Here is a 13,865-nt window from a genome sequence, read left to right on the forward strand (position 1 = left end):
TTCGAACCGCCGTATACCGAACGGTACGTACGGTGGTGTGAGAGGTCGGGGGTTAATCACCCCCTCCTACTCGATTAAACAGGAGGGAAATAATGAAAGTTACATATAGTAAAGTAACAGTAGTAACGAAAGAGAAAAAAAGATTCTCACTCTCAAAGATCCTATTATTCTCCGTCTTTATTCCAACAATTACTTGGCTGATTTTATTTTTAGTACTGCCGTATATAAATTTATTTATCTACAGCTTTTGGCAGGCAGGTCCAATTAATGTGGTTAAGGAATTCTCATCAGCTAATTATACGAAGTTTTTCACAGCGGTTTCTGGGGCAAATGCTCCTTCATCGATATTAATTGATACCATTATATTAGCAGGAACTGTTACAGTTTTTACCCTTTTATTAAGCTATCCTCTAGCGTACTATATCAATTTCCACGTAACAAAGTACAAACAATTTATCTATATGTTAGTCATCATCCCGCTATGGATCAGCTACATCGTTAGGGCTTATTCATGGAAAATCATTTTAGGCACGAACGGAATTTTAAATTCATCTTTAATGTATTTACACATCATTGACAAGCCGCTGGAGTTTTTTTTGTATAGTAAAGTTTCAGTTATTATTGGCATGGTACACATTTATACACCGTTTGTATTAATGCCGATTTATACGGTTCTCGAACAGATCCCTCGCAATTTAGTTGAGTCTTCCAAGGATTTAGGGGCAAACCGCTTCCAAACGTTCTTTAAAGTCGTATTTCCATTGTCCTTGCCAGGTGTGATTGCAGGGGCTACTTTTGCTTTTGTCCTATCAATGGGAGATTTCTTAGCACCTTCATTGCTCGGCGGACCTGATAGCAATACGATGATTGCTAATTTAGTTCAACTGCAGTTTGGTACTTCAAATAACTGGCCTTATGGATCAGCAATAGGTGTTATTATATTTATTTTTGTATTAATCGTCCTGGATCTAACAGGCAGAGCAGAAAAGAAGTTCTCCGCACTAGATTCAAAGGAAGAGAGGTAACTAGAATGCTGAAGAAGTTTTCATTTATTAATAGTTCGCTGTTTATTATGGCAATGGCTGTCTTAGTATTTCTGTATTTACCTCTTATCGTCGTAACCATCTATTCATTTAATCCGGATAGTGTAAACAGTTTTCCTATGCGTGGTTTTTCTTTGAAATGGTATCATGTCATGGCAGAAAATGAAGTACTGATTGAATCACTGAAAAATTCCGTAGTGGTCGCGCTGATGAGCACCTTTTTTGCCATCTGTTTAGGGGTACCTGGGGCGTTCTTAGTTGATCGCTTTAACTTTCCAGGAAAGAAGTTATTTGAAAGAATCGTCCTGCTTCCGTTAATGCTGCCCGGTATTTTAACTGGGGTTGCTTTGCTTAATTTTTTTCAAGAGTTGGGGATTGGCCAATCAATGACTGCTGTAGTCATCGGGCATACCACTTTTTTGATTGCCGTAATCATGACCCAGGTGTACGCCCGATTAAAACGGCTTGACCGTAATCTTGAACAAGCCTCCTATGATTTGGGAGCTTCGAGAATCCAAACCTTTTTTTATGTTATTTTACCACTAATTTCGACATCCTTGATTGGTGCTTCCATGCTTTCCTTTACTCTATCGTTGGATGAAATACCTGTTACATTCTTTTTAAATGGGGTGTTTTCGACACTGCCGCTCCAAATCTGGGGAATGACCCGGAATGGTATTACTCCTGAAGTAAATGCGATTTCCACAGTCGTATTTGTATCTTCAATCGTTTTAATTATTATATCGACTATATTAACAAAAGAGGAAGGGCGTCGGGTATGAGAGAGAGTATCGTTCAATTAAAGGCTATTAACAAATTTTATGGAAAAAATCATATTGTTAAGGATTTAACTTTAGACGTCCACAAAGAAGAGTTTCTAACTTTATTGGGGCCAAGTGGATGCGGCAAAACAACAACACTTCGTATGATCGGTGGATTTGAAGCCCCAGATGCTGGGGAAGTCTACTTAAATGGTATTGATGTTTCTAAATATCCACCCTATAAACGTAATGTAAATACGGTTTTTCAAAATTATGCTTTATTTCCCCATATGACAGTCAGCCAAAACGTTGGGTATGGTCTGAAAATGAAAGGCATCCCAAAAGATGACAGAGAAAGCCGGGTTAATAAAATTCTAAAACTGGTGCAAATGGAGAACTTTTCGGCAAGAAAGCCAAGGGAAATGTCTGGCGGCCAGCAACAGCGTATCGCAGTGGCGAGAGCGATTGTAAACAATCCTTCTGTTTTGTTACTTGATGAGCCGCTTGGAGCATTAGATTTGAAATTACGTAAAGAAATGCAGTTGGAATTGAAGCATCTACAGCAGTCCTTAGGAATTACTTTTATATATGTAACCCATGACCAGGAAGAAGCCTTAACCATGAGTGATCGTATTGCGGTCATGTATGATGGAAGCATTGCTCAATTAGATACCCCTGAAGAAATCTATTATCATCCGAAAACGGCTTTTGTTGCTGATTTTATTGGTGAAACTAATATGTTGAAAGGTAAAGTATCTAATATAAAAGGTGATCAGGCGATTATTGATTTATTTGGCCATAAATTTCCTGTTGATCATAAACAAGAGTTTACCCTGGAAGGGGAAGTTAATGTATCGATCCGTCCAGAAACCTTGGTCGTTTCTGAAGATGAAGCTCTTTTAAGAGGTACGGTGAAAGAAATGATTTTTGTAGGTTCCAATCGTAAAGTTGTATTAGAGTTAAGCGGAGGGCAAGAACTTACCTTAACGATACAAGAGGGCACTTCGTATTTCCCTGGTCAGGAGGTTGGGGTTGCGTGGAGGCGTCAACCAGTGGTCCTTTGTTGATCGATTACGAAATTTTGATAAATTGATAGAAAAGTGGAATTTCGTTAGTTGAAAAAAGCTTCTAGTGTGGACTAGAAGCTTTTTGCTTTTTACATATCCAACTTAGGGCTTATTGTTTTCCGGCTGAGAACAAGCTTGGAATAAACAACAAGTGATTCAGGGCAAGTTCAAGATTAGGGTTGATAATTCACAAATATTGTCTAGTTGTACAAAACACATGAATTTTCGCACAAAACCATTTGAAAATGGCACAAAACCCACTGAAAAATGCACAAAACTCACCTAAAAATAAACAAATCACAAATTCTTGATGAAAAGATCCATTCCAGCCTTACATAGAGTCTTAATTACAACCCAAAAAACCCAAAATCAGGAGGTTTAGCGGGACTAGCTCCCAGTTTGTTAATATAAAAGCGGTGAAGTGTGAAAGGGAGACAAGGGGGAATTGAGCTTTGTCTCCTTTTTATTTCGATCACTTATATTGATAGTTACGACCAGAAATTGTATAATATTTACAATAACAACTTGAGTAGGAAGTGGTCGGATGAAATTAAAGAGCTTTATAGTTACTTTTGGTTCATTTGTATTGACTGTAGGACTGCTTTACCTAGTTGGACATATGTTTACTATTCCTTCGTTAATGTTCCATCACGAATATACAAATAACGCAAATGGTTTCTTTATTACAACTGGTTCGTTGACTCCGCTTGTTATCGGGTTGATTATTAGCTTTTTGGCAGAAAAAATTTATATTTTCAAGTCCCGTCAAAAACTTGGTTAATCATGCCAAGTTTTTTTGTATGTCATTTTAAGTAATATTTATCCAAGAAACGAAAAAAGATTAGGATTCCTCCTAATCTAATCTTCGCATCGATATAGTATTTACTGTTCCATCAACCATTTCGTGACAATCTCTGATTTTTCTTTATCTAATAGATTGCCTGGCATTTTCTTCGTACCTTCGTTGATGATTTTCAGGACTTCAGCTTCTGTATACTTACTTTTCATATTTGCCACAGTCGGGCCGACAGCCCCTTGTAATTTTTCGCCATGACAAGCTGCACAACTTTCGTTATAGATCGATTCTCCATCCATGGCCGTACTAGATTTATCGGATGAACAGCCGGTTAAAACTAACAGCGTTAACGCCAAAGCAACCCATAGTCGATTCACGATGTCTCCTCCAAACACAATATAATAGTAGAAATGTTCCTTATATCTATCTTAATTGAGTTTAGAGGTGAAAAATCGGCTCAATTTTGAACAAATGAGAAATGTTTCATGATAAGGTTGTCGGAAGAGGTCTTGATATGGACAATTTACAAGATGGTCATTAGTTTAGATAGAGTTGAAGTTGATAAAATTGGAAAAACAAAAGGGGAGAATAAAATGGACATACTACATAAGATTCTGGAGCTTGATTTTGCGTACCTTGATACCTTTACAAATCGGATGGATACTTCGTGGGGATCTGTTTTTTACAATGAAGACCAACCGGCCTATTATGATGCCAATCATGCCCATATAATTCAGGTTCCGGAAAATCCCGAGGCTGTGATTGAGGAAGTTCTGCACTTTTATACGGATAGAAATTTAGCACCGAGATTTTACATCTATGATTTTGAGAAACAAGCAAGATTTATTGAAGCGCTGCAAGCTTATCAATTTCAGATTGAATCACTGGTTAGTCCGGTGCAGCTTTGGAATCAAGAGATTAACGAACATAAACGTAATGACAAAGTTACAATTGAGAGGGTAACAGCAGATAATTTTCATGAAGCATTAGAGATTGAGTGCAGTATTAAGGAACTGGGTGGAAGGGAAGTAAGAGAGAAGTCTTTTCCAGAAGAGTTTAAACACCCTTCATTTTCACATTATCTCTTAAGATATGACGGGGTTGCCTGTTCAACCGCTTGCTTATTTGAACATGAGGGCCAAGTTCGGCTTGAGAGTGTCGCGACCATTGAAGAATATCGCGGAAAGGGACTCATTGGGGAACTTATCTACTTTTTGCAAGAGGAAGTAAAGAATCTAGGAGTGGAGAATTTCTGGGTTTTTCCGATCAATGAGAGAGTTGAAAAGGTTTACTTGAAATATGGATTCCAAACGATAGCCAGACTAACTACTGGCCATGCATTTTTATCTGGAAAGAGTATTAAGGAAATACAGGGAAGCTAATGGTTCAAAAGTTTCCCTCTAGATTTACCAGTGCCTTTGGTCACCACTCGAAATTTATCGAAAAGTCATAAGTTTTTAGTGTCAGCGGAAATGAACTTAGGGAAGAACCTTTTAGAAATAAAAATTCGGAGGATATAAAAATGTTAATAGACAAAATCATAGATTTCGAAAATAATTTTGCAGAGATTCAATCTACAGTAATCGAAAAAACTTATGGGAAAATCTTTTATGATAAAAATAATCCTTTATCGTATGATAGTAATCATGCATTCATTTACGAAGATTCTGACTATGAAGTCGCTATTAAAGAAATTGTACAATTTTATCAATCAATCGACATAACACCACGAGTGTATACATTCTCAAGACAAACAAGTGCAGTTGGTCAATATTTAGAAAGTAAAGGATTTAAGAAATCATTAGATGAAATTTGTTTCTTTGTCCAAAAAAACAAAAAAATAATAGATATTCCTCAGGCCCTTCAAATTAATAGGTTAAACCAAATAGATGAAACAATAAATGAATTACTCAGCTCTGATAAAGAACAAGGTGAGTGGGGTTATAAATCTCTGTTAAAGTCGATAGATAACGAAAATTTTTATTTGTTTGGTGGATACGTTGATGAAGAATTGGTTTGTATAGCTTCCTTGTACAGCAAGAATGATATTTCTAGGGTAAATGATGTATTTACTAAAAAAGATAAAAGAGGAACGGGTTATGGCAGCCAATTAATTAACTTTATTACTGATTTTAATGATCAGACACTAAAAACAATAAGTTATTTATATGCTCACAATCCTAATGCAATAAAAGTATATAAAAAAGCTGGATATGAGGAAATAAATGCAATTATTAGGGGTTGTTACTGGTTAGAATAATACTCGTGCCTGCGAATTGAGAAAATAAAGAGTGAGGTTTATGAATGATTTTTACCTATGCTATTACACAAGATAATCAGTTGATAAAAGATGTAAAGTTGGAGGATCTAAGGTCAGATCGGTTCAAATTTTATTGGGTGGATTTTGAGGAACCAACTAATGCGGAAACGAAGTTGTTAAGTGAATTTTTCCACTTTCATCCCTTGGCGATTGAGGATTGTCTGCATTTTATCCAGCGCCCCAATATGAATTATTATGATGGCGTCCTTTTCTTTGTTTTACATTCAGTAAGTAAAACAATAAGGTGTGAGGAGATAGATGTTTTTGTAGGAGAAAACTATGTCGTGTCCTTTCATAAGGAGAAGGATGAGGCGATAGATATGGTTAAGCAAAAATTATTTGCAAGTAAGGAAATGGAAAAGGTTGGACCGTTATTTGTTCTACATAGCATTATTGATGAATTAGTGGATTGCTATTTTCCAATTTTGCATCAAATTGAAGACAAACTAAATGAATATGAAGAGAAGGAAGCCAGCAGCAAAAAAATCATCGAAGAGGTTTATGAGATTCGCAGAGATCTGATTCGGTTGCGAAAAACGATCATTCCGATGAGAGATTTGTTATACCGGATGATAAACTCGAAGCGGATTCAGGAAACAAAGCAAATTCACCATTATTTTTCCGATATATATGATCACTTGATGAAGTTAACGGATATGGTTGCGTCTAATCAAGATGTTACTTCTGATATGAGGGAGAATTACATGTCCATTCAATCCAATCGAATGAACTCCATAATGATGACACTTACCGTTATAACAACCATTTTTATGCCACTTACATTTATTGTGGGCGTGTACGGAATGAATTTTGATCATATGCCAGAGTTACATTGGCAATACGGCTATTTTTTCACTCTAGGGGTCATGGCGATCATTGTAATTGTAATGATATTTTGGTTTTACAAAAAGGGCTGGTTATTAAAAAAGTAACAAACAACCAATATTTAGCAATTCAGAAAGAGTAAGGTGTATGGTTACATATTAATCGTCACTGATGATACTTCATATGATATATTCCAGATTTTTTGAACTAATTCCACCTAAACACGAACATTAAGTAGTTCTAATGGATTAATATTCACCTTTTTATTGATTATCTATTTTATATTTGCTATATTATCATAGTAATCATCTTACATATCATTACTCGTATATACTCGGTAATATGGTCTGAGTGTTTCTACCTGGTTCCCAATGAAAGAACTAGACTACGAGTTAAAGTATTTGGCTGTACGGCTTTTTTTGCCATTGCCATGTTATCATTTAGCCTATTTTTCTATTTTTGCTAAATGATCTATACTTTGACTCTTGTAGGTCTAGAAGGTAGAAATCATTCTACATTTTCTAGACCTTTTTTATTGGCCAAATTTTTCGAGTTCAACACACATCAAGAGAAAAGGGAGAGGTTTTTTATGACAAACAAAATCTTAAAGAAATACGCTCCATTAGCAGCTATTGCTCTACTGTTCTTATTGTTGCTTGCATTACGTAATTCAGCTTTTCTAAATGAAACAGAGGTAGAGGGTGCTGGGAGGCCAATACTTATTCAAGGTCCAATGCCAATAGAGGCTGAAAAATTTGCACAAAAGTTAGAAAAAGTTAAAGTGGAAAAATCAGGGACTTTCGTCTTTTACAAAGGAAAGCTGGACAATTATCCTGTAATCGTTGCTAAAACAGGTAAGGGAATGGAAAATACAGCAGCCGCTACAGCAGTAGCGATTGAAAAATATAACCCGATCGCTATCATCAACCAGGGTACATCTGGCGGACATGATCCGAAATTACATGTATTTGATATTGTTTTAGGAAAAAGTACGACAAATATCGGTTCCTTAAAAACAGAAAGTAAGAATGAAAACGAGGGAATGGATCCCACTCAATGGATCCCGATGGACTTAATGGCTTCTGAAGGAAGCGGGTCAGATCCTAATGCCGAAAAAATTCGTTACTACGAGGGCGATAAGGATTTACTTGCAGCTGCTAATGCGGTAAAAGATACCTACACTAAGGGTAAAGTTGTCGAGGGTACGATCGGTTCAGCAGACGTTTGGAATAATGAAGTTGATCGAATTAAATGGTTCCATACGAATTACGGTACATCTGTAGAAGAAATGGAAGGTGCCGCAGCAGCACAAATGGCCAAAGCTTATGATGTACCATTCTTGGGTATTCGAGTACTATCAAATAATAAAACAAATGGTGATAAATACAACCCGGATACGGCAGCAGCCAATCAAGAATATGTTTATGAAGTAGTTAAAAAATACATTTCTACTATTCAAAGCAAATAATATCGTAAAACTAAACAAACACCCTTGTCCAAGTAGACAAGGGTGTTTGCTTTATGTGAACATTAGCCACTTTAATATCTATTAATCCCTGTATTTTATAATTCATCTAATCTTCCATTTGTGGTGATACATCATAAACTATCCCAGTAGTATTTATCCAATAAAAGATTAGGAATTCCACCTAATTGCCCTTGAAAGGGTAAAACTAAAAAGCCCTTGATTAAAAAAAGACAAAAAAGAGAGAGAATGCCATGGGTGCATTCTCTCTAAATTATTGACGAATTCAAACACATTAGAAATGGTTCTCAAAGGACTTAAGTTGAGGTATACGACTATTGCAATTAAATAAAAAAAGATCCGTAAGGAATAGATAAAATCCTTTGTACGTGTTTTGTAAGTATTGAGAAAAGGTCAAGGTAAGGATTTAGGGGTTTAGAATATTTATCTTCCAATAATATCCTATTATAATCGTTAAGCAGTTTGTCTAGTTCTTGGCTGCAATAGATGGTTTCTTCATTTTGAAGTCCTTTTGTCATTCCTAATTTAATCATTTCGTTTTTTTTCTCTTTAATAGCAGCTTCACATTGTTTTAGTCTCATAGCCCGATTACTCCTTATAAAATTTCTGTAAAGTTAGATTCTAATGGAGTTGAAATGAATTATAGCATTTTATTAACTGATATGGATTAGATTCGATAAAACAAGATAAAAGGAGACAAAAATAGACGAGGCTTGTAGATTTTCGACAACATGGCCTGTTGAATTCACTCATATTGTAGTCCCTTAAAGAGTTGAAGGACTTTAAGACTAAAATTTGCAGGAGTGTTCCAACAACTAATAGGTAGATAGTAAGCTCTTCTGGAGATTAAAAAGACCGAGTTTCTTCTATTAAGAAAGAAATTTCTGATATTATTATTTCATACTTAATAAAGTGAATGGAAGGATGCGTGATCGTTTGATGGACCACTATGATGTGATTATTGTAGGCGCAGGGTCTATGGGCATGGCTGCAGGGTATTATTTATCGAAGCTTGGAAAAAGGACATTATTACTAGATTCTAATGATCCCCCCCATAGCTTGGGCAGCCATCATGGGGATACTAGAATCATTCGCCATGCCTATGGAGAAGGAAGGAAATATGTTCCGCTTGCACTCCGAGCTCAAGCATTATGGCGAGAATTAGAACAAGAATCAGGAATGGATTTGTTTTCACCTACAGGAGTATTGTGTGTCGGTGCAGAGGGCTCTTTATTTATCGAGGAAGTTGTCAAAAGTGCAAAAGAATTTTCTTTACCACTTGAAATACTATCAAGTGATGAGATAAATGTTCGGTGGCCAGGCTTCAATTTACCAGAAGGATCGGTTGGATGTTTAGAAAAAAATTCAGGAGTGTTATTTAGTGAAGAATGTATTCGAGCCTATCGCCGACTTGGCTTAGCGAATGGGATGACATTGGTGCCATTTACAAAAGTGGAGAAAATTGAAAAGTTTGGTGAAGGTGCCATTGTACAAACAAATAGCGAGCAATATGTTGCTGATTATGTGGTTGTCTGTTCGGGAGCTTGGACAGGAAAAATCCTCGAGGGAACAGGATTAGACATTCCTCTTCAGCCGACACGGAAAACAGTCTCATGGTTTGAATGTGATGATTTTCTTTATGATTCCAGTCGATTTCCGGCTTTCACGATTGATTTATTAGATGAACATTATTATGGCTTTCCAAATATCAATGGAAGTGGGTTAAAAATCGGAAGACATGATGGTGGCGAAAAGGTAGATCCTGATTTTTTCAATCGGGAATACGGTGTCAATTCTTCAGATGAGGATGAGGCTCGAAACTTTATTAAAAAGTATCTACCAAAAGCCAATGGTCCCCTGATTAAAGGTAAAACATGTCTTTATACACTAACTCCTGATGAGCATTTTATTATTGACCGTCACCCTATACTTTCAAATGTCATTATAGCGGCTGGTTTTTCAGGACATGGCTTTAAATTTGCTAGCGTCATAGGAGAAATAATAGGTAATCTAGTTACTGAAGGTAAAACAAATTATGATATCTCCATGTTTTCACTTCATCGATTTTCATGAAAGTAGCAGTAAATAAAATAGCAGTCGATTGAATAGGTAATCATCACCTATCCGATTATTCTTTAAAAGAAGGCTGTGTCAAAGGTCATTGTTGATTTTAAAGCCTACGTTGATTGGAGAGGAAGGCACGAAGACTCCTGCGGGAGGACGGGGCAGGGGAGACCCCGCAGGCGCTTAGCGCCGAGGAGGCTCCCCGGACCGCCCGCGGAAAGCGAAGTGCCTGGAGCGGAAATCAACAGCCCAGTTTAACAGAGCCAAAAGAAAAAGTACGGTTGATAAAGAGGGAGACCTTAAGAAAGGTTCCCTCCTTTTTTATGCACAGATAATTACTTTACAATAGCAACATTGTGCTAATAGTTCGAATGATTATCTAGAGCCTTCTGTATTTCAAAACATTATAATTTAGTTAGATAAAGTGTAAACGCTTTAATAAAATGAAAGGTAATTAAGTTATTTTTTTTAAAAATATTTATCTGAAAAATTAAAAAACAGTGAAAGGGAGTTTTTTATGAGCAATCAAAAATATTTAATGGATGATGCCCCGCTTAATAAATTTCATCTTCGTATTACTGCACTTACTTTCGGTTCTAATTTTTCAGATGGTTTTGCTTTAGGGATTATTGGAATGGCACTTTCATTATTAGGACCAGAAATGAAACTTGGACCAATATGGGAGGGATTAATCGGAAGCTCGGCTTTAATTGGTCTCTTTTTTGGGAGCCTATTTCTAGGTGGGTTATCTGATCGCATTGGCAGACAAAAAATCTACTTAGCTAACTTTCTGATTATTACGATTGCCTCTGCTTTACAGTTTTTTGTCAATGATCCATGGACGTTATTCATTTTACGCTTATTGATCGGGGTTGCATTAGGAGGAGACTACGCTGTGGGCTCGACGTTACTAGCTGAGTTTGCCCCTAGAAAGTATAGAGGATTATTGCTTTCTTCTTTAAATGTACTATGGACAGTCGGTTATGTCGTTTCAAATCTAGTAGGTTTCTATTTACAAAAATCAGGACCGGATTCTTGGCGATGGATGCTTGTTAGTGCTGCGATTCCCGCTTTTATTGTGTTAATCTTGCGTTTGGGAACTCCAGAATCGCCACTCTGGTTAATTAAAATGGGGCGTGTGGAAGAGGCTCGTGCCATCGTTAGAAAATATATTGGAGCCAATGCCATCATCGATGAAACGATTAAAGAAAATACCAAAACAGCTTTCCGTACGGTCGATCTTTTCAGTAAACATCTTTGGAAACGGACAACCTTTGGATCTTTATTTTATTTATGTCAGGTTGTTCCGTATTTCGCCATCTATACTTTTCTGCCTACTATATTAAGTAAAATGGGATTTGAAGAAACGTTTAGTATTGATATGCAACTGAACATTTTCCTGTTAGTTGGATCGATCGTTGGAGTTTGGTGTACGGAAAAGCTTTCGCGAAGAAACTTCACGATTTCTACCTTTATCATTCTTACCATTTCTTTATTTTTGTTAAGTGTATTGCCTAAGGATTCGCAAACGTTAGCGATCATTATCTTTGCTACCTTTACTTTTATTATGTCTGCGGCATCAAACCTTACATTAGTGTATCCTGCAGAACTTTTCCCTACAGAAATTCGTGGCACAGGTGTCGGCGTAACTACTGCTGTCAGCCGAATTGGTTCTGCCATTGGAACCTTCCTGTTACCAGTTAGTGTTAGTTCATGGGGGATGGGACCATCGATGATTGCGATGAGTGGTATACTGTTGATTGGAACAATTGTATCGATCGCATGGGCACCAGAAACAAAGTATCTATCGATAAGTGATGTTAATAAGCCAGAAACTGAAACGGGGAACTCTCCAATCATAGATTCTTCGCTTTCAAGCAAAAGAAATTTATCATAAGCATTATTTTGGATAAAGAGGTGTTTTAGATGATCAAGAATGAATACTTACACCCAAAGGATATAAAAGAGGTTATTCTTGGAGATCATGAGCTTTCGATTCATGAGGTGATCGCTGTTGCTAGATATTCAGCAATAGTTTCATTTACAGAAACGTATTGTAACAGGGTAAAAGCATCACGAGGATTAATAGAAAAGTTTTTACAAGAAGAGCGCGCGATTTATGGAGTGACAACCGGATTTGGCAGTAATGTAACAGAAGTGATTTCGAAGAACGATGCAGAAATACTACAACGAAATATTGTTCGATCACATGCGGTTTCTGTCGGAGAGCCACTGGAAAGAGAAGTGGTTAGAGCGATTCAGCTAATGATCCTAAACCATTTAGGGCATGGATTTTCAGGAGTTAGTTTAGAGGTTTTAGAACTTATGGCCGGATTATTAAATCATGATATATTACCGATTGTTCCCGGTGATGGTTCAGTGGCCTATCTTTCTCCTGAAGCCCACATCGCTTTAGTATTAATGGGTGAAGGAAAAGCGTGGTATAACGGTGAACTCCTATCAGGTTGTGATGCGTTAGAGAAAGCAGGATTAAAGCCAGTTATATTAGGTTGTAAAGAGGGACTAGCCCTTATAAATGGTACAACTTCCGTTACAGCGTTTGCAGCTCTCGCCTTATACAATGCAATTCAAGCTGTGAAGACCGCAGATATTTCGGGAGCTATGTCGTTTGAGTCGTTAAAAGGAACCATAAAAGCTTTTGATCCTCGCCTCCATTCCGTAAAAAAACATGAGGAACAGAGTAAAACAGCTCGAAATTTAGTGAGAATTCTGAGTGGTAGTGAAATTGTTGATCAGTACAAAGATTATCGATTACAAGATGCTCTAAGTCTACGCTGTATTCCACAAGTCCATGGTGCCGTAAAGAAGGTATTGAAAAATACTTTGGATAACTTAATGAATGAAATGAAGTCGACCTGTGATAATCCAATTATCTGGCCTGAAGGTGATGATGGAATTGCTCTTATGGGAGGAAACTTCGATGGCTCCTTCATTGGAATGGATGCAGATTCCATGTGTATCGCGATGGCTAACTTAGGGAAGATAGCTGAACGTCGGATTGATCGATTAGTGAATTATCATGTAAGTGAACTACCAAACTTCTTAGTTGCTAATCCCGGTTTGAATAATGGCTATATGATTCCCCAATATACGGCTGCAGGATTATTAAATGAAATCAGAGTTCTTTCTCATCCAGCTACCATTGATAATGTCCCTACTTCTGCGAATCAAGAAGATGTGGTGAGTTTTGCTTATTTTGCTGCTAAGAAAGCCTATCAAATTTCAAAGAAACTTCAATATATTTTAGCGATTGAACTGATGCTTGCCACGCAGGCTTTAGATTTCTATGAAACATTGAATCCATCACCAGTAACAGGAAAAGTCCATCAGTTTATACGAGAGAAAGTACCAACTGTACAAGAGGACCGATTTTTTCATCCTGATATAGAGATTATTTACCAGCAAATCCAAGAAGGAGAAATCGTCACACTTGTCGAAAAGTTGATTGGAGAAATAGAATAGTAATTGTTTAAGGAGGAAGC

The 13,865-nt window shown here is 36.9% G+C and carries 12 protein-coding genes, 1 pseudogene and 1 riboswitch; of the genes and pseudogenes, 11 read left to right on the top strand and 2 right to left on the bottom strand.

All coding sequences use genetic code 11. The features are described from left to right. Nucleotides 1-92 precede the first annotated feature (92 nt). The 4 genes from AB7942_RS13760 to AB7942_RS13775 all read left to right on the top strand — a co-directional run bounded on the left by AB7942_RS13760 (nt 93) and on the right by AB7942_RS13775 (nt 3,652). A complete protein-coding gene (locus AB7942_RS13760) occupies nt 93-1,025 on the top strand; it encodes an ABC transporter permease (protein WP_369447280.1) in 933 nt (310 codons plus the stop codon). A 5-nt stretch (nt 1,026-1,030) separates the two neighbouring features. Continuing rightward, nucleotides 1,031-1,825: an ABC transporter permease gene (locus AB7942_RS13765; RefSeq protein ID WP_369447281.1), complete on the top strand. Its 795-nt coding sequence runs from the start codon at nt 1,031-1,033 to the stop codon at nt 1,823-1,825. Beyond that, entirely contained in the window at nt 1,822-2,871 is a 1,050-nt protein-coding gene (locus tag AB7942_RS13770; protein ID WP_369447282.1) for an ABC transporter ATP-binding protein, read from the top strand. Before AB7942_RS13765 ends, AB7942_RS13770 begins: the two co-directional genes overlap by 4 nt. A gap of 544 nt (nt 2,872-3,415) precedes the next feature. Continuing rightward, complete coding sequence (locus tag AB7942_RS13775; protein WP_335438759.1) at nt 3,416-3,652, top strand: hypothetical protein; 237 nt, start codon at nt 3,416-3,418, stop codon at nt 3,650-3,652. Nucleotides 3,653-3,753: 101 nt separating this feature from the next. On the opposite strand, the gene AB7942_RS13780 is transcribed toward AB7942_RS13775, so the two are convergent. Next, complete coding sequence (locus AB7942_RS13780; protein ID WP_369447283.1) at nt 3,754-4,044, bottom strand: c-type cytochrome; 291 nt, start codon at nt 4,042-4,044, stop codon at nt 3,754-3,756. Nucleotides 4,045-4,260: 216 nt separating this feature from the next. On the opposite strand from AB7942_RS13780, the gene AB7942_RS13785 reads away from it, so the two are divergent. From AB7942_RS13785 to AB7942_RS13800, 4 genes and pseudogenes are all read left to right on the top strand, one after another. Further along, nucleotides 4,261-5,049 carry a GNAT family N-acetyltransferase gene (locus AB7942_RS13785; RefSeq protein ID WP_369447284.1) on the top strand — a complete coding sequence of 263 codons (789 nt, stop codon included), beginning with the start codon at nt 4,261-4,263 and terminating at the stop codon, nt 5,047-5,049. A 140-nt stretch (nt 5,050-5,189) separates the two neighbouring features. After that, on the top strand, nt 5,190-5,927 hold the full coding sequence (locus tag AB7942_RS13790; RefSeq protein WP_369447285.1) for a GNAT family N-acetyltransferase: 738 nt from the start codon (nt 5,190-5,192) through the stop codon (nt 5,925-5,927). Between the two features lie 44 nt (nt 5,928-5,971). Beyond that, complete coding sequence (gene corA / locus AB7942_RS13795; RefSeq protein ID WP_369447286.1) at nt 5,972-6,919, top strand: magnesium/cobalt transporter CorA; 948 nt, start codon at nt 5,972-5,974, stop codon at nt 6,917-6,919. Between the two features lie 197 nt (nt 6,920-7,116). Continuing rightward, nucleotides 7,117-7,220: riboswitch (purine riboswitch) on the top strand. Nucleotides 7,221-7,521: 301 nt separating this feature from the next. After that, a pseudogene (locus AB7942_RS13800) lies at nt 7,522-8,280 on the top strand (5'-methylthioadenosine/S-adenosylhomocysteine nucleosidase); the annotation flags it as partial. Nucleotides 8,281-8,621: 341 nt separating this feature from the next. Here AB7942_RS13800 and AB7942_RS13805 read toward each other — a convergent pair. Continuing rightward, nucleotides 8,622-8,879 (bottom strand): aspartyl-phosphate phosphatase Spo0E family protein, encoded by a 258-nt coding sequence (locus tag AB7942_RS13805; protein WP_098934748.1) that lies wholly within the window; start codon nt 8,877-8,879, stop codon nt 8,622-8,624. 343 nt (nt 8,880-9,222) lie between these two features. On the opposite strand from AB7942_RS13805, the gene solA reads away from it, so the two are divergent. The 3 genes from solA to hutH all read left to right on the top strand — a co-directional run bounded on the left by solA (nt 9,223) and on the right by hutH (nt 13,845). Next, nucleotides 9,223-10,371, top strand: coding sequence for an N-methyl-L-tryptophan oxidase (gene solA / locus AB7942_RS13810; protein ID WP_369447288.1), 1,149 nt, complete (start codon nt 9,223-9,225; stop codon nt 10,369-10,371). Nucleotides 10,372-10,879: 508 nt separating this feature from the next. Continuing rightward, nucleotides 10,880-12,259, top strand: coding sequence for an MFS transporter (locus AB7942_RS13815; RefSeq protein ID WP_369447289.1), 1,380 nt, complete (start codon nt 10,880-10,882; stop codon nt 12,257-12,259). A gap of 29 nt (nt 12,260-12,288) precedes the next feature. Then, nucleotides 12,289-13,845, top strand: coding sequence for a histidine ammonia-lyase (gene hutH / locus AB7942_RS13820; RefSeq protein ID WP_369447290.1), 1,557 nt, complete (start codon nt 12,289-12,291; stop codon nt 13,843-13,845). Nucleotides 13,846-13,865 lie beyond the last annotated feature (20 nt).

The organism is Neobacillus sp. BF23-41 (assembly GCF_041106275.1).